Annotated in this window: 17 protein-coding genes and 1 pseudogene; 6 read left to right on the plus strand and 12 right to left on the minus strand. The window is 51.4% G+C overall.

What is annotated here, in order from left to right:
* Positions 1-209 precede the first annotated feature (209 nt).
* Entirely contained in the window at positions 210-1853 is a 1644-nt protein-coding gene (locus AC2CF9_RS10745) for an SNIPE associated domain-containing protein (protein WP_484556938.1), read from the minus strand.
* 718 nt (positions 1854-2571) lie between these two features.
* Here AC2CF9_RS10745 and AC2CF9_RS10750 point away from each other — a divergent pair.
* Positions 2572-4023, plus strand: coding sequence for a sugar porter family MFS transporter (locus tag AC2CF9_RS10750; protein ID WP_484556939.1), 1452 nt, complete (start codon positions 2572-2574; stop codon positions 4021-4023).
* Positions 4024-4282: 259 nt separating this feature from the next.
* Here the strand turns inward: AC2CF9_RS10750 and AC2CF9_RS10755 are convergent, their stop codons facing one another.
* The 4 genes from AC2CF9_RS10755 to AC2CF9_RS10770 form a co-directional block, all read right to left on the minus strand.
* Positions 4283-4780, minus strand: a complete 498-nt coding sequence (locus tag AC2CF9_RS10755; protein WP_484556940.1) for a GlcG/HbpS family heme-binding protein — start codon at positions 4778-4780, stop codon at positions 4283-4285.
* Between the two features lie 213 nt (positions 4781-4993).
* Positions 4994-5164, minus strand: coding sequence for a DUF2256 domain-containing protein (locus AC2CF9_RS10760; protein WP_484556941.1), 171 nt, complete (start codon positions 5162-5164; stop codon positions 4994-4996).
* A gap of 107 nt (positions 5165-5271) precedes the next feature.
* Positions 5272-5739: a DoxX family protein gene (locus AC2CF9_RS10765; protein WP_484556942.1), complete on the minus strand. Its 468-nt coding sequence runs from the start codon at positions 5737-5739 to the stop codon at positions 5272-5274.
* Positions 5740-5767: 28 nt separating this feature from the next.
* Positions 5768-5902: a hypothetical protein gene (locus AC2CF9_RS10770; RefSeq protein WP_256390562.1), complete on the minus strand. Its 135-nt coding sequence runs from the start codon at positions 5900-5902 to the stop codon at positions 5768-5770.
* Between the two features lie 319 nt (positions 5903-6221).
* Between AC2CF9_RS10770 and AC2CF9_RS10775 the strand changes: the two genes are divergently transcribed.
* The gene (locus AC2CF9_RS10775; protein WP_484556943.1) at positions 6222-6845 is read left to right on the plus strand and encodes a response regulator; all 624 of its coding nucleotides are present in this window, start codon (positions 6222-6224) and stop codon (positions 6843-6845) included.
* A gap of 84 nt (positions 6846-6929) precedes the next feature.
* On the plus strand, positions 6930-10520 hold the full coding sequence (locus tag AC2CF9_RS10780; protein ID WP_484557087.1) for a transporter substrate-binding domain-containing protein: 3591 nt from the start codon (positions 6930-6932) through the stop codon (positions 10518-10520).
* A 34-nt stretch (positions 10521-10554) separates the two neighbouring features.
* Here the strand turns inward: AC2CF9_RS10780 and AC2CF9_RS10785 are convergent, their stop codons facing one another.
* From AC2CF9_RS10785 to AC2CF9_RS10795, 3 genes are all read right to left on the minus strand, one after another.
* Positions 10555-11154: a helix-turn-helix domain-containing protein gene (locus AC2CF9_RS10785; RefSeq protein WP_484556944.1), complete on the minus strand. Its 600-nt coding sequence runs from the start codon at positions 11152-11154 to the stop codon at positions 10555-10557.
* A gap of 826 nt (positions 11155-11980) precedes the next feature.
* Entirely contained in the window at positions 11981-12460 is a 480-nt protein-coding gene (locus tag AC2CF9_RS10790) for a hypothetical protein (RefSeq protein ID WP_484556945.1), read from the minus strand.
* A 25-nt stretch (positions 12461-12485) separates the two neighbouring features.
* On the minus strand, positions 12486-13244 hold the full coding sequence (locus tag AC2CF9_RS10795; protein WP_484556946.1) for a winged helix-turn-helix domain-containing protein: 759 nt from the start codon (positions 13242-13244) through the stop codon (positions 12486-12488).
* A gap of 965 nt (positions 13245-14209) precedes the next feature.
* Here AC2CF9_RS10795 and AC2CF9_RS10800 point away from each other — a divergent pair.
* From AC2CF9_RS10800 to AC2CF9_RS10810, 3 genes and pseudogenes are all read left to right on the plus strand, one after another.
* Entirely contained in the window at positions 14210-14779 is a 570-nt protein-coding gene (locus tag AC2CF9_RS10800; RefSeq protein WP_484556947.1) for a helix-turn-helix transcriptional regulator, read from the plus strand.
* A 1223-nt stretch (positions 14780-16002) separates the two neighbouring features.
* Positions 16003-16524, plus strand: a complete 522-nt coding sequence (locus AC2CF9_RS10805; RefSeq protein ID WP_484556948.1) for a hypothetical protein — start codon at positions 16003-16005, stop codon at positions 16522-16524.
* A 64-nt stretch (positions 16525-16588) separates the two neighbouring features.
* Positions 16589-16891 (plus strand): annotated as a pseudogene (locus AC2CF9_RS10810) (Rpn family recombination-promoting nuclease/putative transposase); the annotation flags it as partial.
* A gap of 715 nt (positions 16892-17606) precedes the next feature.
* On the opposite strand, the gene AC2CF9_RS10815 reads toward AC2CF9_RS10810, so the two are convergent.
* The 4 genes from AC2CF9_RS10815 to AC2CF9_RS10830 are packed head-to-tail and all read right to left on the minus strand — an operon-like array spanning position 17607 to position 22501.
* Positions 17607-18944 carry a cytochrome c gene (locus AC2CF9_RS10815; protein WP_484556949.1) on the minus strand — a complete coding sequence of 446 codons (1338 nt, stop codon included), beginning with the start codon at positions 18942-18944 and terminating at the stop codon, positions 17607-17609.
* On the minus strand, positions 18937-20541 hold the full coding sequence (locus tag AC2CF9_RS10820; RefSeq protein ID WP_484556950.1) for a GMC family oxidoreductase: 1605 nt from the start codon (positions 20539-20541) through the stop codon (positions 18937-18939). The genes AC2CF9_RS10815 and AC2CF9_RS10820 overlap by 8 nt, the downstream gene beginning before the upstream one ends.
* Before the next feature lie 20 nt (positions 20542-20561).
* A complete protein-coding gene (locus AC2CF9_RS10825) occupies positions 20562-21065 on the minus strand; it encodes a sugar dehydrogenase complex small subunit (protein ID WP_484556951.1) in 504 nt (167 codons plus the stop codon).
* 56 nt (positions 21066-21121) lie between these two features.
* Entirely contained in the window at positions 21122-22501 is a 1380-nt protein-coding gene (locus tag AC2CF9_RS10830) for a c-type cytochrome (protein WP_484556952.1), read from the minus strand.

Genomic DNA, 22501 nt, shown 5'->3' on the forward strand with positions numbered 1-22501 from the left:
TCAGCCGGCTCGGCGATGTCCGTCACATGAGATGAGCGGCAATTCAAAACGCCGGCTGGCCGATAAGCCTGATACACGCTGAATATTTGGCAGTGAACGGCTGATACATATGACTGCCACACGTTCTCCGTAAGACGCTGATGAAGCCGTCAACTTACATCGCCATAAAAAAGCCCTCCTGTCAGAGGGCTATAGTGAACTCGGGTTGATTACGCCACCACAAATGTTGGCGATTCGTCAGTGTGCAGGATACGCTCATTCTCGATGGCTAACGACTCTCTGTACTCTTTAGCGTCTGCGGATAACGTCCAGTGCGCCTCAATCTGCATTGCCTGAATCGTTGACCTGATCTCTTTTATCCCCACATTAAAGAACTCTTTTCGTGGGTTGATTTTGTTGACCTGTTTGTCGTTGAACGCTCTGTGCAGGTGTTTTTCCAGAGACGGGGCATCGTCACTGTAGATCATGGCATGTACATCAAATGAAAAAGGCACACTGGCATCACCCAGTTCGCGAACGCGATCCATGGGTTCAAGTCTTCGCGTCATACCGATTTTGTAAACATGTTCGCCAAATGAGCCGATGTTACTGATGACGTAGACGTGGCCTGAACGGGTCTGCTGCGCCATTGAGATGGCACGCTGATTTTTGGCTTCGGCTTCTTCGTATTTGCTTTGCAGATCCGCTAGTTTCAACTCAAGCGCAAGCCGCTGCTCCTCGCCTGCGAGCATGAGTTCTTTGGTCGCTTTATCGATGGCTTGCTGAATTACTTTCTCTTCTTTTTCAGCCTCTTTTATCGCTTTTTCATATTCGCGACGCGCTTTTTCTTCCTCACGCAACTGTTCTTTGATGCGTCTTTGCTCTTCCTTTTCTTCGAGCATGATTTCATTAACTGCCACGCCCCATTTCAGCTCGTTAAGTCGGGCCTGTAAGTAAATATCCGTGATCCGGGCTGAACGGAAGGCAGAGCCGTTAAAGTTCACCAGCTTAAAAGCATCTTTTATTTCCTGAGATAGTTTCCCGTAATTGTTATGCCGGATTTTTGAAAGAGTACTGTCAACTTTGCCATTGAACGCATCCAAAACAAATTTTATCGCAGTGTTACGCCGGTTAGGCTCAACATAGTCGCAGCTTGCGGCTTTGCTTGTTTTAATCAGGGATTTGGTTAACTCCCGGGCTTTTTGCAGCTCTTTGCCGGCATCGGTAAATTCGTACTCTTCTGCCAGTTCGTCCAGCACGCTGCGGTTCGGCACAATCCATTCATCACCATACCCTTCAATTTTATTTTTCATGGATTTGGCAACAGCCTGGTAGGTTTCCGCATGGGCTTTTGCTTCATAAGCGGATCCGGCAATCTCCTTTGCACGCAGCTCAGCGCTGGCAATCAGCTTCATCGCATTATCATTGGCATTCGAGATCAGTTCATCCGCTTTGCTGTTTGCGGTATCGAGTCGTTCTTTTGCTTTCAGGCGTGCATTGCGTGCATCCTGCGTGATAGCAACCACTTCACTGCTGGCGTTACTGAGGGTTATTTCTGCCTGCCGGCGGGCTTCGTCAATTTTGACGCGGGCGACGGCGTCTGCGGAGTTTATTTTCGCTTCTGCATCCAATACGGCATTATGCAGGTCCACATAGCGCCACAGCGGTGCGGCTTTGCTTTCAAGCTCAGCATACTCGCGCAGGGTTTGGGCCAGTTTTTCGTCTGCTTCCCGCAGCTGGCTTTCGAGACGCTGGTGACTGGAGGCCAGTGATGCTCTCTCGTCTTTATACTTTTTCGTTTTTTTAAATAGTACAAAAGCCAGCACAGGTGCCAGCAAGGCCAGCAGAAATACCACGACAATGAACGAATTCATTCTAAATTCCTTTTATATTATTTTTGAAACAGCACACATTTATACATGGCCGGCCATTATGCTACCGGAAAAGCGCACCTCACAATGCAATGAAGCTGTCAGAGTGCGCAGCCTTTCAGCGTGCGCGTGTCGGTGGCTTCAGGCTTGTGAATGCCCTACGGGTTATAAGAGAAGACAAGGGCTCAGCAGCGCTTTTTCCCTTGGGTACAACTCCTCACTTTTTAAGTGCGTCTTAGTTAAAGCCATAGCTGAGGCGCTATACGCAAATTCATTCGCAGGCAACGCGCTTTTTACAGGTACATCACTGGCGTCACTGAACAGGGAAGCAGGTTTAGTTATCAGACCTGATACACAGCTTTTGGGTGTCATGCGAATGCATCAGGATAATACACGTGTTGGCCCTGACTGACTGGTGCTGGCAATGAATACGTCTGCTAAGCGGTATTCTGGCATAATCCGGGCAAACCCTAAGCCCGTTATGTTTGCATGGCAAAGTGTTTAAGCGAGGTCAGATGTCGCTTAATAACGCCAGTGAGTATCTGAATCGTAACACACTATCCTGTATTCAGGCTAAGCCTGCCTCAACGGCGTCCGATGTAATCGCCTGCACGTTTAACGAATTATGTGATTCAGATCCCATTCCCGAAATCGCTCCTATACTCATACCTTTCTTTACACAGCAGCACGCTGTGTTTGTCATTTAAACAGGGATGCATCTATGCACAACTCGTCAACAGAGTCGCCAGACGACGGCGGCCCGCTTAATTTTACTGTTCAGCAACGCCTGTTCTTTGTGGTGCTGGTGGCCACCATGGGCGCACTCGCTTATGGCTATGACACCGGTATTATTTCAGGTGCTCTGCCTTACATGACGCTGCCGGCCTCACAGGGTGGCCTCAACCTTACGCCCTTTACAGAAGGGCTGGTGACCTCTTCGCTGACCTTTGGCTCCGCCGTGGGCGCATTTTTGAGTGGCTATGTCTCCGATCGCTTTGGCCGCCGCATCACCTTGCGCAGCCTGGCTTTGCTGTTTGTAGCGGGTGCCTTTGGGACCACGGTTGCACCCAACATTGAGATCATGGTGGTAATGCGCTTTATCCTGGGCATTGCCGTGGGCGGCGGATCCTCAACGGTGCCGGTGTTTATCGCCGAAATCGCCGGCCCTAAACGCCGTGCGCCGCTGGTGAGCCGCAATGAGCTCATGATCGTCTCGGGTCAGCTTCTGGCGTATATCGTCAGTGCGGCGATGAGCCTGCTGCTGCACGATCCGAAAATGTGGCGTTACATGCTCGCGCTGGCCATGGTACCGGGCGTACTGCTCTTTATTGGCACCTTCTTCGTGCCGGCCTCCCCGCACTGGATGGTAGCAGAAGGACGTTTCAGTGAAGCCATGCGCATTATGCGCAAGCTGCGCGAAAACCCGCGTGAAATCAAAGCGGAAATGAAAGAGATGCGCGAACATGCCCGCGCAGCGCGACAGGGGCCGGCGGCACGTGAGCTCTTGAAAGAAAAGTGGATTGTGCGCCTGCTGATGATGGGCTGCGGCATGGGCATCGTACTGCAGTTCACCGGCGTGAATGCGTTTATGTACTACACGCCAATTATCCTGAAAAGCACCGGACTCGGCACCAGCGCCTCCATTGCCGCCACCATCGGTAATGGCGTGGTCTCTGTGCTGGCAACCTTTGCGGGCATCAAAGCCATCAGTCACTTTGGCCGCCGTAAGATGCTCATGACCGGTCTGTGCATTGTGATTGCGATGCAGCTGGCGCTGGGAGCTGTGCTGGTGTTCATGCCAAACAGTCTGACCCAGAGCCTGCTCGCGCTGGCGTGCATTCTGGTGTTCCTGTTCTTTATGCAGATGTGTATTTCCCCGGTTTACTGGCTGCTGATGTCTGAGCTGTTTCCGATGAAAGTGCGCGGCTTGTTAACCGGCTCAGCGGTGGCGTTTCAGTGGATCTGTAATGCCGTTGTGGCCTTTGCATTCCCGCCGCTGCTGTCACTGGTGGGCAACAACGCATTCTTTATTTTCGCCGCCATTAACGTAGGCTCGCTGATTTTTGTGGCCCTGGTGCTGCCAGAAACACGTGGCAAATCACTGGAGCAAATCGAAACGCACATGCGCGAACGCTTCGGTGACAGTAAGCAGGAAGCGGCCTCTGCCTCCTGAGTGGCAATGCAGACGCGTAAACTCATCGGTATGAAGGGATAAGCACAGCGTCAGGCAAGAGATTGTCTGACGCTTTTTGCTATAAGTATCGTCAGTCTGGAACCAGCGCGTAGTCAGAGACGTTGCCGTGTATGACCGTGTTTAGCCTGTGAACAGGTGAGTGACGGTAATTGAATTTCACCCTCTCGCACTGCAGTAAAAGCAGGCTCTGCAATCAGGCTCAGTCAGCTGTCCGTTACGATTTCCGCAATATGTGAGATTAACTGGCATTCAGCGCAGTTTTGATTGTGTCGAGTCCCTGCAGTGCGCATGCCTGATCCAGATGTCCGCCCGGCGCGCCGCCAACGCCGACGGCACCGATCACCTGATCACCAGATTTCACCGGTACACCGCCTGCCAGCAGCAGGAAGCCTGGAATATCACGCAGATTGGCCGCCTCAGGATTACTCTGCGCCCCTTTCATGACGTTTTCAGTGGGGTTTTTAGTGGTCAGTGAGGTAAAGGCTTTCATACGGCTGGCCTCCAGCGTATGCGGACCTGCATTATCCATGCGTTTCATAACCAGAGGCGTACCCGAACGGTCGACCACCGTGACCGAGATAGTGTAGTTATCTTTTGCACATGCCTGGATAACGCTTTGAGCCAGCTTGTCAGCAAGATCAAGAGAGATAGTTTTCTGGCTCAGGCTGCCTGTTGCTGCAGAGGCGGCAAAAGCCGTGCTGCTCAGCAGCAGAATGCTTAATAACGTCTGTTTCATTGAGATGCTCCGGTATTATTGACGGGTTTTGTAGTGAACATGAGAGGGAGAGCAGTATTCGCGCGCAGCGCTACCCTCCCGATTGCGTTGAGCCGGGTTCAGTCAGGTCTGCGACGTGTAACATCGCAGGATGCGCCGTAAAACGTGTTGTAGGTGTCTCGTACACAGTACGAGTCCGGGTAAAGGACAGAGGCAGTCAAGATGGCCGGGACATTATTCCTCTGCGGCGGCCCGGACCGATTTTGCTGCGCGGCGACAGCGTTCAGAGCAGTACTGCACCTCGTCCCAGTTTTTTTCCCATTTCTTCCGCCACGTCATAGGCTTGTGGCAAAACTTGCAGAAGCGTACGGGTAATGCCTGTTTATTTCCTTTGTAACCTGTCATGTCTGGCCTGCTTATCACGGAAATCGCAAGTGTAGACCAGCCCCTGTCTCGCTGCGGTTTAATCGAGCGCGGCACCGCTCAATCTGCGCGCCAGACCTGTCGGGACGTCAGTGAGGCCGAAACCGCTTGAGGATCATGCGGTCAATGGCGAAAGGCCCGCTTCCCTGTACCAGCAGAAAGAAGCCAATCAGGATATAGGTCGCTTCCGGCAAGTAGAGCAGCCAGCTGTACCAGGTGAGAACGTTGAGATTCTCAGGGATTTGATAAATGCCCACCGTAAAAAGTGCTACCAGGCTTATGATCATGAGTACGCCGCCGCTCAGACGTGTCACAAACCCCAGGGCAGTAAAAGCACCAAAGATCATTTCACAGATGGCCACGAAAGGTGCCATCACGGTCGGAAAAAAAATACCGGCCTCTGTCAGGGTTTCCAGCATGAGCTGTTGATTTGCAGGGACGAAAACTTTATTGAATCCAGACGCAAAGAAAAAGAGACCTATCGCTATTCGCGCAACAGTCAGAGGAAGAGAGTGGTTCTCTGCCTTAAGAGAAAACAAAAAAGTCAACGCGTTCATTTTACACCCTCACAAGGTTACCGGGTAATCAGCCACGGTAAAGCAGCCACACCAGACTTAGCAGCATCCAGATTGCGCATCCACAGGTCAGAATCGCAATCCAGGTCATGGCTTTTAATTCATCAGACGATGACTTGGTTTTCAGATTAGAGAAGTGATTCATTTTATCTTTCCACATGTACAGTAAGCAGAAACAGGCACGCTGCTTCGATGAAGGAAATAGTACGTAATACGGACACACAGATAAATCAGAGCCCGAGACGCTTTTCGTAGGAAAGGGATGACACACTGCTGTTTATTTCGGCGATAAATTTTGCGAATATTTCTGAAATAGCAATCTCACGGAACGTGTCATCCCTTTCCCGTTTTATGTAGTCCTTTACTTACAACTGCGTTACATTCAGAGGTGACGTCCGATTGTTACACGCACACTCATCACGCATAGTATTTGAAGTCCACATGCCTGCACACAGGAAGGGTTTATGGCTAACATATTAATAATTGACGATCATCCGGTTGCCCGCCTTGCCGTAAGAATGTTACTGGAAAATGAAGGCTATACGATTGTGGCTGAAGCGGACGAGGGGTATGAAGCCCTGCGGCTTATCAGGGAAATTCAGCCGGATATGATCGTTGTGGATCTGGATATACCCGGCCTCAGCGGGATCGAGTTGATTGAAAAACTGCGGGCAGGGGAGTATTCGGGCGGTATTTTAGTGCTGACGGCACGTGATGATGAGCACTATCTCAGTCGCTGCATGAATACCGGTGCAGACGGATTCATTGGCAAAAAAAATAACCTGGAAGAGCTGGGTGATGCCGTGCGTACGGTATTACGTGGATACAGTTATTTTCCGATCACGCGCCGGGATTTGACTCACGGTAAATCCCCTGGCAATGAGCAGACGGCAATACAGTCGTTGTCGAATCGTGAGCTTCAGGTATTGCAATATCTTGCTCGCGGCGAGAAAATTTTAGATATTTCGCAAAAGATGCATATCAGCAATAAAACGGTCAGTACCTACAAGACCCGTATAATGACAAAGCTTAAACTCAATACCACCCTGGACATCATCGATTTTGCGCGGCGCAATAATCTGGACTGAATTTTGAGACACTTCATTCTGTTTTTTATATTGACGGTTTTTACGATCCAGGCTGGCGCAACAGCGTCTCTCTCTGCTCAGCCTTTGGAGCTGCTGAGTCGTGAAAGCTATAATCCCCGCACTTTTCATCTTAGTGATGAAGACTGGCGCTGGCTTGGGAAAAAACGCCATATAAAAGTCGCCGTCTGGCAGCCACAAATACCGCCGCTTAGCATTTTTACCCATGATGGAAAGTATGAGGGCATGACGGCTGACTACCTGATGCTGGTGGCGAGCTATCTGGGGCTGGGCGTGGAAGTCAGAGATTACGTCAGCCGTGATGATGCGCTCAAGGCGCTGAGTCAGCATGAAGTGGACACAATGATTGATGTTTCTGGAAAAGAGCCCCCTTACAAAAGTGAGCTTGTTTACTCCAATCGCTTCATCAACGATCACCCGGTGCTGGTACATGCGAAAACCAAAGCGCAGCATGAGTTTCAGTATCGGCCCGGTATGCGTCTGGCTATAGCCCGATGGTATGTAGATGATGCCTGGATAAACGATAATTTTCCGGGCGTAAAAATCATTCACTTTGATAATGATGAACAGGCGCTGGCATCGGTGGCCTTTCACAAAAATGATTTCTTTGTGGGCAATCTGGTGACCACCTCCTATCTGCTTGACAGAAACTACTCAAATTTTCTTGAATTTCAGGCTGTCTATCCCGCGCGTGACACGGGGAGCCGCTTCCTGGTACGGCGCGGCGAAGAGGTGCTGCTCAGAACCATTAACAGCGCATTATCCGCGATTCCACTCAGTCAGTCTCAGGTCATTATGCAGCAGTGGAGTGAAGGCGCAGATTTATGGCGTCTTCGCAAAAATATGGCGTTCAACAGCCGGGAACGCCGCTGGATCGAGCGACATCCTGCGGTGCAGGTCTCGGTTAATGCATTTTATGCGCCCTTTACCATGACCGATGCCCAAGGGGATTTTTACGGTGTGACCGCTGATGTGCTGGCGCTTATCAGCAAACGCACCGGCATTCGATTCGTGCCTCTGCCAGCCAAGTCACTTGAATCCATGCAGCAGCAGCTCGATCAGGGTAAGGCGCTGTTTATTGGTGCGCTGAGCCACAGTGAGGAACGCAATGACAGTATGCTCTTTACGCGCCCCTACTTCAGTTCACCTTTTGTGACGGTCAAGCGTGCAAATGAGCCTGAGGATATGCCTGACCCGTCAGCTCAACGCATTGCGATCGTAAAAGGCAACCCGCTGGCGCAAAAGCTGCTGACTGAGCATCCAGGCGCGCAGCTTATCGAAACGTCCAATGCCAGTATTGCCATGCAATATGTTGTTGAAGGGAAGGCTGACATGGCGGTGCACACCCTGTTTGGTGCGAGCTACATGATCAACCGTTACTTCCAGAACAAGCTGACCATCACCGGTACCATTGACGCCCCTGACGGAGCTATCGGATTTGCGGTCTCTCGTAATCAACCTGAGTTACTGGGTATCCTGAACAAAGCGCTGGAGAACATCTCACCGTCCGACATCAGCGACATCATTAAAAAATGGCAAATTCGCCCGGATGTCCGTCTGAATACCTGGGAGCTCTATCGTAAGCAGTTCTGGCTGGTCACCGGGATCGCGGCCGTGATTGTGCTGATTTCCCTGATCTGGATCTTCTATATGCGCCGTGAAATTCTGGCGCGAAAAGAGGCGCAGGCCGGACTCACCGCACAACTTAAATTCAACGAAGCCCTGATTAACACGCTGCCACTACCGGTATACGTCACCGATCTGGAAGGTAACCTGCAGCTGCATAACCAGTCGCTTGATAACTTTTTTACCGGTCCGGAGCATACACTCACGGAAAAGGCGTTGTGCAAAGAGAAGCATCCGCTGCATTCCTTATGGCGCACAGTGACTGAGCAGATCAGCCAGTCCGGTGACGTGTCACAACCCCTGGCCAGTCAGGAGCGTATTTTTGACGGCGAACGTTACCGCAGTCTTTTGCACTATGCAGTGACCTATACCGACGCCAATGGTCAGCCTGAGGGGTTCATCTGTACCTGGCTTGATATGACGGATCAGGAAGAGCTCTATGCTGCGCTTTCTGAGGCGCGTGAGCGGGCCGAGCAGGCAAACCGGGCGAAAAGTACGTTTCTTGCCACCATGAGCCACGAAATACGCACCCCGGTCAGCGCTATTATTGGTTTGCTGGAACTGGCGGTGAAAACCACGCAGTCTGCGGCTGACAAAGAGGACACGATTCGTGTTGCCTGGGAAACCGCCAGAACGCTGATGGGTCTGATTGGCGACATTCTGGACATGGCCCGCATCGAATCAGGCCGGCTTGAACTGGCACCTGAATGGGTCAGAACCAATGCGCTGCTTCCGCCTATTGTCAGGGTGTTTGAAGGTCTTGCCCGACAAAAAAGCCTGCGTCTGCGCAGCTCGCTGCCAGCGACGTTACCTTATGAGATTTTTGTGGATCCGCTGCGATTCAGGCAGGTGCTCTCTAATCTGGTGAGTAATGCTATCAAATTCACCGAACAGGGCACCATCGAAGTTGACCTGTATATTACGTATGGCAATGCAGAAGGCGATGCGCGCTTACGGGTCAGTGTAGAGGACACGGGTAAAGGCATGACCGAGGAGGAGCAGGCGGATATTTTTGACCCATGGGTGCAGGCGCGGGCAGGCAGGGCACAGAGCGGATCGGGTCTGGGACTGGCTATCTGCGCACAGCTGGTCAACATGATGGGCGGTGAAATTACCCTGCGCAGCCGCGCGGGCCACGGGACCAAAGTCACGTTTGACATTCCGGCGATGTTTCACATGGAGCGTCAGGCCCCTGAGTCTGAGGCAGCCGAAGAGGTCGCAGCCTCGGGTCGCACGCTTAACATCCTCGCGGTTGACGATCATCCGGCGAACCGCATGTTGTTGCGCCATCAGCTTACACACCTGGGACACAGAGTGACCGAAGCCAAAGATGGCGAAGAAGCCTGGGCGCTATGGCAGGCAGGTGAATTTGACGTAGTGATAACCGATTGCAGTATGCCGGGCATGGATGGGCTGGCGCTTACGCGCCTGATTCGGGCCCACCAGCAGGCACCGCTGACAGTTCTGGGTCTGACTGCGAATGCCTGGCCTGAAGAGCGTAACCGGTGTCTGGAAGCGGGCATGGATGAGTGTCTCTTTAAGCCGCTTCAGCTGCTCCAACTGCAGGCTATTTTGGAAAAAGCGGCTGAGCAGGCCGAGAGTGGTACGCAGATCGCACCAGCTGCAGTGGAAGAAACCGAGAGCCCGATGCCGGACAGTGATCGGCCAGAGCCACTGGAACGCTTACTGAATTTCAGCGATCTGGACGTGCTGACAAACGGTAATGCCGCCATGCGTTATGAGCTGCTCGCGGTGACTCTCACCAGCAATATTGACGACCTGCGGATGGCAGAGGATTTGTATGAGCTTGAAGACTGGCCTGAGATGGCCAGCTGTGTGCACCGGATATCGGGAGCTGCGCAGATCATCGGTGCACGCCGTGCGGAGAGCTGCTGCCGGGAGCTGGAAATAGCGTGCCTGGAGCCTCTGCTGAATACAGATAAGCTTGCTGCACTCTGGCATGACGCTGCCCGGGAGATTGCGACGCTGAACAGCAGTCTGGAGCACTGGCTTGTAAAAAATAAAGGCTGACATCCGGGCTGAGGCGTGGCCTCAGCCCAGTGTATTAATGAGGTGAATAACCCATGCGTCGGGTCAGGGCCAGGAAATCTGTGAGGCTTGTACAGCCTGCTTTGCGGTAGATTGACCGTTTGTAATGGCTCACGGTTTTCATATTCAGTGCGGTAATAAACCCAATGGTTTTTTGGGAGTACCCTTTCGAAAGGAAGTTAAGCAGCTCGATTTCGCGCCGGGTCAGAGCAAGCGACACGCTCTCTGCCTGCAGATTGACATCTTCAGATCGCGAATAGCATGCTTTCAGGGCCAGCAGGCTTTTTCTGGTTAAAAACGCCCTGGGTGAAAGGATCTGCAGAGCTGGAAAATAGTGTGTCAGGGTGTCACTGATGATGCGTTCTTTTTCATGCAAGACAACCGTGATGCGGATATCTGCACAGGCTGCGAGGCAGGCGCGTATGCAAATCAACGTATCTTGCAAATTGATACCTGAGTGAGAGAGATCGATAATGAGTGTTTTTGCTCGCAGGCAGGAGAGAAGCGTAGCCTGATGATGGATATTCTGTTTTTTCAGAATGCTGATGCCCTCAACGTCAAGCTGAGTGCGTATTCCCTCAACAAACCACATATTGTCAGATAATACGGTAAGCATAGTTTCCGCCTAAAACCGTTATCATAGATAAATGTGCCACAGCGAAATATAAGACAATGACGCTGCTTTTGTAGTATTAATCCTACATGCCGCCAAGGATGCCGACAAGGATTTTTTGATAAAGAGAAGGTGTGGTGTTATTTGAAAAATATTTTCGCAAAGGCAGGTAAAAAGCCTACAGGCAATACATTAAAAAGTGGTTATTCATAAAGAAAGCGCGCGTAGTTACTTCTCCAATCCTTTTTTATATTCTTAGCTGCTTTCTTTTGAAACGCGTTTTTTCAGGAAAAGCTAAACACTTGGTTGCTGAAACTAACAGTATGCAGGTGGATTTTATCAACCGAATGAATAAAAATTCCGTTTATTGCGTCTAAAATAAGCGTGCTAATCCATCAGTCATATCAATAAATAGGCTTCAGCAAGGGTAATGTGGGCGTAAGCGCACGGTACGCGGCAGGTACACCGGCAATGAACCCGATGATGTTACGATAGCATTGAAAGTGACGGTTCGTTGGTGAAAGGCTGTTTGTTGAAAGCGACAAGGCTGGCAATACTATTATATGTATGAATAAACTAAACAGTAGCGGCATCAAGACCCTTTATGGCATCGGGATTATCAACGTGAGCGGGAATTCTGGCGGAAAACTCATGCAGACAAACCGCATTGTGGCGGGTACTTAAAACTATGACCCAGCGCGCGGTACTGACATAAACGCAGGCAGCTGGTATCTGAATTATGAGCTTACCGATGACGTAGAGATAGTTTGACGTGCGCTAGTTTGAGTCGACATTTAATTGAACAAGCCAGAAGGGCGCCTGTTTTCTACTATTGCTGTCCTGAAGCAGAAGAGAATGCTGTGTCATCGCATTTTATAGCCGGCCGGCCTGGCAGTCCGCTTAACATACTGCCACCCGACGTACGAAAGAGCGTTGTATGATTTGTATAGCCTTTGACCAGAGCCGGTGATATCCAGCGCTCGATTTCATCATCGCTAAGCTTATCTCCAGAGATGCGGGACACATCTAATGTTTTCGTTTCAAGAAGGCGATTTGTGAGCCGTGCATGAAACGTGAAGCTGCGATCTGATAACAGGGTGCGTGTTATCGCACCATCACTGTTGAGAAATGATGTGCGTCCGTAAAACAATCCATGTGCTTTTTCATCACCGAATCGAAGCCACCATTGCCCACGCGTGATTACGGTTTGTTTGGTCTCTTCACGTACATTCAATGTACTAATGTGACATGTGCGCGCTGAAAGTATCATCTGGTTGATAGGAATGAAACTGGCTATGAGTGGTAGCATGACTGCTCCTATCAGAATCAATAACTTAGTAACCATGGTCACCCTGTACTATCATCATAGAAATACAATGTGAATCACTGTTATCTATAGGGGCCTTACAGATAAATGCAGAGGTAAACTCAGGCAATTCTGTCTTGTTAAGATAGATATAACGAAAACCCTCTGACAAATAACCACTTTTTTGGGCCAAATTTTCAACAAAATGAGCTTCGGATGGCGGTGACTTATAGCCTGCCTGCGTAAAAACTGCTAAACCGGAGGTCAACGTTCCCTGCGCCAGGTAATCTACGCGCTCAACTACTGCATGAAGCCGAACCCAGACGATTGCGACACTCAAGATGAGTGAAATCACCACCGCAATCAGTATCAATCTGTTAGAATAAAGTGCTGATTCTGCTTTCTCAGCCTTATGGATATGAACAGAGAGCAGATTTGAGTCCTGTAATGTGACGGTTGGCTCACGATCGGTTACGCAACCGGGTGTCAGCAAATAACCCTGGCGTGGCTGAGTCACTACCACGTCTGCAGGCGCACCCACAGAGAGCAACGCACGGCGCACCTGCGTGATGACCTGTCGTATAGAGGCATCCGATACCATAATGCCTCGAGTACCCCAGCAAGCTTCAAAGATTCTCTGCTTGTCAACGATTTCGCCCTGATGGGTCAGCAGCAATGACAGACATGCGGATGCCGCCTCACCCAGTGTTGCTGTTTTCCCCTCGCAGCTTATCTCAGCGCGTGCAGGATTAAAGAAAACAAGTCTGCGGTCAATCTCTGTTGCCATGCTACTTCCTGTATCAGTAATACAAAAGCGCTAAACGTTTATCCGGGACTGGAGCTTCGCAATAATATATTTTCACCTTTATGGCCTTTATCTGTCCTGATGAAGCCGATCCGAGTACACTGTAACCCGAATTTACAAATCGGCCCATTCACGGTAACTATATAAATAAATAGAGATAGAGTCACAACTTTTATGATTATAACGTGACTAAACAGCAGAACACTTCTTTCAACATGGCAACGCCTTGGACGATTATTCACTGGTCTGACGGTATTCATGCGGGCAGGGTGAAGATAACTCTACAGCCGCTGAGAAATGTAGTTGCCAGCATTCCTTACTCTAAATCTTACCATGCTAAACTGCACTATGTTGCATCTGTCAGCGTTGCGATATTAGGCTTACAGAAATTTATAATTAACTTATCAAATCTTCCTGCCAAAAGCCTTTTTACAGACGCCTTTTTACAGACACAGACGTAATCAAGAATGCGTGCAGCAGCCCAGACCGATATGCTGCTTAATGTACACCTGTATTCACACCAAACCTGCAACAGTAAGGAGGAGGTTAAACCTATTTTTGTTTAAAATAAGCCGGCAGGAAATATAAATTTGTTACAACATCCTAAAAGCATGTAAAAGAATTTCGCATTGGCTTTCGCACTAACATTTTTACTTTAAAGCAAAGGGAGCATGGCCAAAAATAACAATTTAACCTGCCCAACTGGTCCGAATTTGTCTGATGAAACGTGCCAGGTATCATCCTGCGATGTTGTATTGCCTCATAATTACGCTTATACAACGAGTGCTTTTGGGAAAGAGCCTGTGAAAAACGGTTTCACATGTTAATATGCATCTGTTTTATAAGTTTTTTTCTGCAAACTGTAGAATTTCTGTGAAATCAGGTGCCTCCACGTTTACATACGCATGCAGAAACGTAAATTTTTTCAAAAAACTGTGGAGGCATATATGCAGATCATCACATCAAACGTATATCTCGCTAACGGATTTTCAGAACTGTTTGACACCCTAGACAGAAGAGCGCGCATGCAGCTCCATCGTTTTACTGTCATTGAAATCAGGCAGCTTGAAGAGCTGCCTCTGCTTTTCCTTGATATCTATCGAAATAAAGGCATGCATATAACTGAACATAGTCCGGTTTTGTTGCTTACAGATGTGCCCGGAATTTTGCATGAGAAGAGGATGAAGGAGGTTGTCTTACCCTTGTCCATGACGCTTCCTGCGTTGAAAAAGAAATTAATGAAGATGGCAAACAACGGCACCAGTTTTGTGGCTTTGATGCAAACTGTCAGGCTTTGCTTTGGCTACGAGCCTCTCACAGACCGCGAGGTAGAGATCGCCAACTTGTTAGCAACGGGCCTCTGTATGAAGCAGATTGCCTACAATCTGCATATCTCTCCCAAAACAGCCTATGGACATGGGCGGTCGTTGCGCGAGAAAGTACGTTTGTCCGGGTTGAATCGTCTCACGCACGTGGTCACCCGATACGATGGCCAAAGAACCAGCCGATATCTTTAGCCCTTATGCGTCATAACTACTGTCTCAGCTCGTTAATGAAATTACCTGGACAGAGAAAAACGACTTACCATTAATAAAAATTTTCAGTTTGATGTGTTCGTTAACGCCTGTATGCTGAGAATGCAAGTCATGCTGGCAGTGTTGCAGTAGTGATTTTGTATCACGATTGAGATAACAGGTTTCATTGTCTTGATTAGAAGTGGGCTAATCGCGGCATTGCGTGGCAATGATTCCGTTTAATAGATGTTTTGCTTGTAGGCGATTGCCACGGCGAGCAACGACAATCCTAAACTCTACAGTCCATATCTGAATGTCATGAAATAACATTCAGATATGATTAAATCAGCCCATAATAATTAGTGATTCACTGAATCAGTTAAGTTTGCCCGCAAGTAACGTAAATATCCGAACCTACTAGTCCAGACAAGTACACAAGCTGCAGATGGTTTTCAAAACCATATCTGCACATCAAAGGGAAAAAGCCTGTGTTTCATAGTGCGCATAATCATAGTTATGTTAAATAAAGGAGATCATCCGCAATAACATAATGACCTCATACGTCTGTCAAACCATTTTCTATGCTACCCGTCTTACCTCTTCCGTTAAGACCATTATCCTCCTGCTCTTTGTTCTGCTGCAGTCGCCGCTGCCTATCCTGCCGCATACGTTTCACATACTTTTATTCAGCGTTTACAGTTAAAGATCCAGAGCGACAGGTAAAATCTTATCTCTGGTAACTGCATGACGAAAAAGGAAGTGAGTGTTTTCTGCTGAGCTTTATTCATTTTCACTATACTCAATGCTGCTCTTTTTTATGCCGACACCAAGAAGCCTACGCGAAAACTAACTGGATACACAATAGACTGAGCAAGGCTGTGATCTTAGATGATAAGGTCACAACGCAGGCGGGCTCGCGAAGCGTAGCGAAAATAGCGTCTGCCGACAGAGAAACATCCGGTCGACGTTATGTGTGACAGCCAGGATCAGCCAGCAAAGCAGTGGCTACAGTTATCGAAACATCGCTGACTGGCCAGGATACACTGGACATTCTGAACAGCTAGCGCGGCCTGTAGACCACGCTTTCTTTACATGTCAGTCTTTGACACAGGTCGCCGGGTAATCTGCGCAAGTGCTCAGGCGTTTACACCACTCAGGAATAGATTAATTTTCATCAGTGAGATCACACAGACTTGTCCATAACGGACGTTACCATCACCATAAGCATGATGCTGGTAACGGATACTTCCCTCAAAACCGTATTCAGGAGTAGCGTTATGCGAAGTGATAAAATCCTGGGAATGCAATTTGCCCCGGCCACCCCTGCTGAGCGTACTCTGATTGTCAGCGATTTTACCAACAAACGTCTTAATCCCTTTCGTGCACAGCGTTTCCCTTCTTGCATAGAACAGCAGCTGGATAAGATGCTGGACAGCGTTGAGAAAGACTTGGATAAACAGTTGCTGATTGCCCGACACGATGCTGATCCCGTTGTATTTATTCTCTGCTCAGCCTGGGAAACACCGCCAGTGCTGCATCTTGCTGGCGTATGGCCTGCCTGGCGCGGGCACGGCGTGTTTGGAGCTCTGGCTGAAGCCCTGATCACCCAGTGTCATCCAGACGAAGCGGCCACCGTTTACATCCGGCATGAGATGTATATCGCTATACGGCAGCTTAAAAAGCTCGGTTATCGGGATATCCACTCTGGCAAAAGCACGACATTTTTCAAATCAGATGCTGCAGCATGAAATGTATCGCCGCCTTTTTCAGGCAAGAACAGCAGCTATTCTTTTATAAAAGGCTGAATGTCGATACATACATGTCTTAGTAGAACATCAGTCAATTCCTGACACGCATAGGATGTTCAGGCTTGTGATTTACGTTGTTGCCGCTATGCAGCGGCATCCTGAGGCGGGCCATCAACCTCTGCCATCTATTTCTATAACGGAAGGTGCAGCTTGGATCCATACTCACTGCGATAGCTTGATGAGTTCAATGATGTAGCCTTGACAGAAAATCTCTGTTGTAGCGCCTTTCCCCTTGATAGAGGTCACGGTTATTCCGGATGAGAAAACTGCGAACCCTCACAGTGTGGCTGCCGTGCTCCTGCTGCAGAACGGCATGGCTCCCGTATGGCCATGACAATGATCGGCATGAGGGAAAACGACCCAGGACAAACCCGGCGCTGACTGCTTCGCTGGTGTTTATCACCGTACTGCTGAGCCATCAGGCTCAACCTGCCAGTTGCTCACTGTCCTGCTTGTCGTTGATGTCTGTTTGGTAATTACGATAGCTTCTTGTGGTTAGCTGCTTTTGGCCAGTAAAAAAACCACTACACACTCTTATTGATAACTTCACTGTGTAGGTATGCACCCAATAAAATGCTTTGAAGTGTCTGGTCAGTGCTGCATCGTTATGTATGTGTATTTCGTTTATGTGTCTCAGATATCCACTATAGGCAGCAAAATCTGTTTTTACGGTAATCTGAAAATAGCCTTTGCTGCGCTGTCATTTATTAAATCGCTGTTTTATACACTTTTTATCAGTGTATCCATAAGATCCACAAGGCTTACTAACGGCGGTCTTCTCTCCATAGTGGTTACCTGTCACCTACAGTGGTTAAAGCGCGTTTTCAGTGTAGTGACCGTCAGCTGCGGCCTGTCCGAAAACTGTTGCGTAGTGGTGAAAGCAGCAATTCCGCAACTGTGTAAGGCGTACTTGAAGCAGATTTGTACTTGGCAATGTCATATTTACATCTTTACGTCGCGGTTAGTACATCTGAGAATATATAAAAAACCTCCGCTTCAGCAATGAAGCAGAGGCCCAGGATTTAGCGTTTAGCGGCGCGCTTTTTTCTGAGCCAGAACAGGCCCAGAATCAGTACCCCACCTGCCGCTGCCATGCCGACACGGGCAATCACCATCAGCGGCGACGTGTCTCCGCCCGCGCGCAGCGCCTGAACGCGCGCCGCGCTGATCGTTACCTGGCTGTGCCCGATATCCTGCATCACATAATTGGTGACCGCGGCTACCTGCCCGTCGCTCAACGAATCGGCGAACCCTATCATCCCCTGCCCGTTTTCCGGCCAGACGCCCTGCAATACCGCCATTGCCACGTTATCAGCGGTGGGCTTATCCAGAACAGGATGGTGCTGCAGCGCCGGTAGGCCATTTAACCCCTGACCTGAGAGGTTATGGCATGACGCACAGTTGTCCCGATAAACCTGCTCACCTTCACTGAGGCCAGCCAGAGACTGCGGCATATCATCGCCCTGCACCGGCGTCAGCGTTTTTGCCGTTGCTGGCTCGCTTACTGTCTGAGTGGCGGGAAGCAGATAGGTTGCAATCGCGTTGCGATCGTCTGGCGTCATTTGTGAGAAGCTCTTATCGATTGCCTCCAGCATTGGCCCGCCAGCCGTGGCGCCGTTCGCAGCATGACCCGTCGCCAGATAATCTGCCAGCATCTTACGCGTCCAGTGGGCTTTGCCCTGCAGTGTTGCCGGAGTAATATCTGGCGCGTACCAGGTGCCAAGTGACGCGCCTTGCAGATTCTTGTCCTGCTGTTCCGCCATCAGAAAGTTTCGTGGCGTATGGCAGGTGCTGCAGTGGGTTAACCCCTGCACCAGATAAGCGCCGCGGTTCCACGCTAGCGACTGGGTTGCATCGGGCTGATAGACCATGCTGTCCGCAAACAACCAGTTCCAGGCAGCCATGCTGAAGCGCAGGTTAAACGGAAACGGCAGCGCGGTCACCTCCGGGCGGATATCAACGGGCTGCACGCCATGCATGAAGTAAGCATACAGCGCTGCGACATCGTCGTCGGTTAGACGGGCATAAGCGGTATAGGGCATCGCCGGATAGAGCTGGCTGCCGTCTCCCCGAATGCCCTTACGCAGCGCGGCCGCAAACTGCGCTTCGCTGTAACGGCCGATACCGGCGGTGTCAGACGGCGTGATATTGGTGCTGAAGATGATGCCAAGCGGACTCGCAATGGCATGCCCGCCGCTGAACGGCGCTTTACCTTCTTCGGTGTGACAGGCACCGCAGTCGCCTGCTATTGCCAGATATTCCCCACGCTTGATTAACGTACTCTCATCCGCCGCATACAATTGTGTGCAGGCTGCCAGCAATACACCCGCCGCCAGTCGCGTTCTCAAGGATTTAACCATGTTGCGTCTCCTGCAGAATTTTATCCGCGGTACGCAGCGCCAGCGCCATCGCGGTAAGCGTAACATTACAGGTCCCTACTGTTGGCATTACACCGGTGCCGATCATAAACAGGTTTTCATGATCATGGGCGCGTCCCCACGCATCGGTCACGCTGGTCGCGGGATCGTGTCCCATGGAGAGCGTGCCGGTAATGTGCTGGCGATTGGAGAATTTGCCGCTTTTGCTGTGTTTTATACGGGTGGCGCCGAGACGGGCCGCAATGGCGTCATAGCACTCACGCGTTTTCTCTGTGCCTTTTATCACGTAGTCGTCGACATCCCAGTATAGAGACGGTGTAGGCAGTCCAAGCGCATCTTTGTTGGCGCTCAGCATGACGCGGTTGTTGGGATCGGGCAGCTGTTCCAGCGCATTTTTGATGCTGAGACGGCGTGCCGCACGAAAGCGGATCTCCTCCTGCAGCTTTTTGCCGAAATACCCTTCCGCCAGCACTTCTTTGGTGACAGAAGCCACCTGCGAGGCGTTGGAAATATCAATGCGGAACGGCGCATGTTCACGGCGAAAATCGCCGTCGCGGAACTGGCCGATTGAACAGGGGCTCACCGGTCCGCGTCCTGGCCAGATTTCCTCATCCACGTCAAAGGTGATGCCAATTGCCGGGTGATCGCAGAGGTTACGTCCTACGTTATCGCGGGCATTGGCAAGGCCCTGCGGAAAGGTGCCGCTGGCAGACATCAACAGCAGCTTCGGCGTTTCGATGGCGTTGGCCGCAAGGACGAACGTTTCGGCGGTGACGCGATGGCTGACTTTATGCCAGTCGTAGTAGTTGGCAGCAGTAATACGACCCTGTGCATCATGCTCCAGCTTATAGACCACCGCCTCTGTGATGACCTGGACGCCGCTGTTTTCCGCCTGCTGCGCGGCAATGCCGCCATGATACTGGGCATCGATTGGGCAAACCGGCATGCAGTTATTATTGCCACAGCAGGCCGGGCGACCATCAAAGCTGCGGCTGTTGCGCCCGGTACTGTCATCGAGCACAGTGAAATCGGGTGCCAGACGCGCGGTGACACGCTGCTGCAGCCATGAGGCCGGAACACGCGCCATCGGGTAGGGTTTGTTGCGCGGCGACCCGTTGTCCGGTGACCCGCCTACGCCGGCAATGGCTTCAGCCTGGTAATAATAGTCTTCCAGATCGTCATAAACTATCGGCCAGTCTTTACCCACGCCATACAGGCTGTGCTGACGGAAGTCATTGGGCACAAAGCGCCAAAGCTGTGCTGCCCAGTGCCAGCTAGTGCCACCGAACATACGAATATACTGCGCGGCAAAGGGATGCGGTCCCGCCTGATGCAGGTAATCGTTCGGTTCTGGCGTGTAACGGGGCTGAGGTGCCAGGGGCGAAAATGGATAGGGAGACATAAAGTCCGATTTGAAGGCAGACGCACGGTAGCGCGCTACCAGCTCACTGCGCTCGACTTTGGGACCAGACTCCAGCAGCAGCACTGATTTGCCGGCTTTAGCCAGACGGGTGGCAAGCAGCGAACCGTTGACGCCTGCGCCAATCACCACCACATCTGCGGAATACATTTTGTTCATTAACAACATTACTCTCTGAATCAGGGCTGAGTTGCCCAGCTACCCATCTGGCCGTACGAAAAACTCGGCGGCACCAGTTTGTCGCTCACCAGCTCACTGGCAAGCGTATTGACATAAGTGACATACAGGGCGTGGTTGCCCTTGCCAACAACGCCGGTGTACCAGCCGCCGAGGATCGCCTTCGCCAGCTTTTCACACTCTGCATCCGCCGCAGCAAACGTCAGGGTCTCCTGCTGAAGCAGCGCGGGCTGGCTTTGAAGCACGGTTTTCAGCTGCGCGAGTCCGCTGATAAATCCTTTTTGCGTCTGGCTGAGCGCCAGCATCAGCGCATGCGCGACGGTAGTATTAAGCGTTGCCTGCTGAGTCAGCAGGCGCGAAACCTGGATGAAATCATCCAGACCAGGCAGCGGCGCATCCGGCCGGGCGGCGTTGAGGCGCGGCAGCGGCAGCAGCTGGCCAGCGGTAGTGGCAATCGCCACCAGCCCGGCCATCTTCAGCACGCGGCGACGTGAATAGTGCGTCATAGTCTTTTCCGGTTAATGTCGCCCGTAACGTTTGCCGGGCGACAGGTTTCATCATTTCAGCGGCGGCGTTTACGCCGTATCAGCCACGCAATAAGGAGTGCTATCACCACCAGCGCGCCGGCGCCGACGCCGGCCTGTGCGAGCATCACCAGCGGCGAGGCGGGTCCGCCGCGACGAATCTCTGCCACCTGAGCCGGTGAAACGTTGACGTCGGCGTTGCCGTAGTGCTGCAGGATCCAGCCCGACAGGGTGGCTATCTGCTGATCATCAAGGTGATTCAGTGCATTGGGCTGCGCGCCAAACGGCGGCATATAGACATCCCCTTCCTCGGTGTGGCGCTGAACACCAAAGAGAATGGCGGCAATCAGATTTGACGGGTTATTTTCAGCCGTGGCGCTGTTGTGAAACAGACTTGGGTAAAACGCGTCCTGCGTCCCCTGTCCGCTGCTGCCATGGCAGGACGCACAGTTACCGGAGAACAGGCGTGCACCCTCTTCACCCGCGGACGAGGACCGCGGCTCGCCGCGAAACGCGCTGACCTGACTGAATGCACTACCCTGGCCAAACCGCGACGTGCCGCTGGCAGGCGCCTGGCGGTCTTCCACACTGCCCATGTACTCGGCGATGGCCGCCCGATCGGCCTCTGAGAGATGCTGGAAGCTGTGGGTGACGGCCTCTGCCATGCTAACTGCGGCCTGCGCTTTGCCAGCCAGGCGCCCGGTTTTCAGGTAGGTGATAAGATCCTGCTGTGACCACTCACCAATGCCGCCTACCCAATTAGCCGTGATGTTCGGGGCAAACCAGGGGCCAACCTGGGCACCGGTAAACGCCGCATCCTGCTTCTCCTGCATCAGAAAGCCGCGCGGCGTGTGACAGGTGCTGCAGTGCGTGGCTCCGTCCACCAGATAACGGCCCCGGTTCCAGCCCACGCTTTGCGCCGGATCCGGGGTATAGCCCGGCGCGTTCAGGAACAGGGCATTCCAGACCATCATTGACATACGCAGGTTCAGCGGAAACGGCAGGCGGGTTTGCGGGGGGGCCTTATCAACCGGTTTTACGCCTGACATAAAGTAGGCATACAGCGCGTGCACATCCTCATCCGTGAACGTGGCATAGGCGGTGTAAGGCATCGCCGGGTAGAGCCGCGCCCCGTCAGCGCGCACGCCCTGACGCAGCGCAGCAGAGAACTGCTGTTCGGTGTAGCGGCCGATACCGGCGCTTGCTGAGGGCGTGATATTGGTGGCAATGATGGTGCCGACCGGCGAGGCAATGGCATTGCCGCCAGCAAAGGGCTGACCGTGCTCTGCGGTATGACAGGCGGTACAGTCAGACGCTGTCGCCAGGTATTCCCCTTTTTTTATCAGCGCATCATCGGCTGCCTGGGCTGCCCCGCTGACCAGCGCCAGGCTCAGTGCGATCTGTTTAAGCTTGCGCAT

The sequence above is a fragment of the Pantoea sp. SYBGC1 genome (assembly GCF_057197005.1).

Excerpts from the sequence above, each read along its gene's own strand:
- AC2CF9_RS10745 (WP_484556938.1), bottom strand. The coding sequence starts at position 1,853 with ATGAATTCGTTCATTGTCGTGGTATTTCTGCTGGCCTTGCTGGCACCT.
- AC2CF9_RS10750 (WP_484556939.1), top strand. The coding sequence starts at position 2,572 with ATGCACAACTCGTCAACAGAGTCGCCAGACGACGGCGGCCCGCTTAAT.
- AC2CF9_RS10755 (WP_484556940.1), bottom strand. The coding sequence starts at position 4,780 with ATGAAACAGACGTTATTAAGCATTCTGCTGCTGAGCAGCACGGCTTTT.
- AC2CF9_RS10760 (WP_484556941.1), bottom strand. The coding sequence starts at position 5,164 with ATGACAGGTTACAAAGGAAATAAACAGGCATTACCCGTACGCTTCTGC.
- AC2CF9_RS10765 (WP_484556942.1), bottom strand. The coding sequence starts at position 5,739 with ATGAACGCGTTGACTTTTTTGTTTTCTCTTAAGGCAGAGAACCACTCT.
- AC2CF9_RS10770 (WP_256390562.1), bottom strand. The coding sequence starts at position 5,902 with ATGAATCACTTCTCTAATCTGAAAACCAAGTCATCGTCTGATGAATTA.
- AC2CF9_RS10775 (WP_484556943.1), top strand. The coding sequence starts at position 6,222 with ATGGCTAACATATTAATAATTGACGATCATCCGGTTGCCCGCCTTGCC.
- AC2CF9_RS10785 (WP_484556944.1), bottom strand. The coding sequence starts at position 11,154 with ATGCTTACCGTATTATCTGACAATATGTGGTTTGTTGAGGGAATACGC.
- AC2CF9_RS10790 (WP_484556945.1), bottom strand. The coding sequence starts at position 12,460 with ATGCTACCACTCATAGCCAGTTTCATTCCTATCAACCAGATGATACTT.
- AC2CF9_RS10795 (WP_484556946.1), bottom strand. The coding sequence starts at position 13,244 with ATGGCAACAGAGATTGACCGCAGACTTGTTTTCTTTAATCCTGCACGC.
- AC2CF9_RS10800 (WP_484556947.1), top strand. The coding sequence starts at position 14,210 with ATGCAGATCATCACATCAAACGTATATCTCGCTAACGGATTTTCAGAA.
- AC2CF9_RS10805 (WP_484556948.1), top strand. The coding sequence starts at position 16,003 with ATGATGCTGGTAACGGATACTTCCCTCAAAACCGTATTCAGGAGTAGC.
- AC2CF9_RS10815 (WP_484556949.1), bottom strand. The coding sequence starts at position 18,944 with ATGGTTAAATCCTTGAGAACGCGACTGGCGGCGGGTGTATTGCTGGCA.
- AC2CF9_RS10820 (WP_484556950.1), bottom strand. The coding sequence starts at position 20,541 with ATGAACAAAATGTATTCCGCAGATGTGGTGGTGATTGGCGCAGGCGTC.
- AC2CF9_RS10825 (WP_484556951.1), bottom strand. The coding sequence starts at position 21,065 with ATGACGCACTATTCACGTCGCCGCGTGCTGAAGATGGCCGGGCTGGTG.
- AC2CF9_RS10830 (WP_484556952.1), bottom strand. The coding sequence starts at position 22,501 with ATGCGCAAGCTTAAACAGATCGCACTGAGCCTGGCGCTGGTCAGCGGG.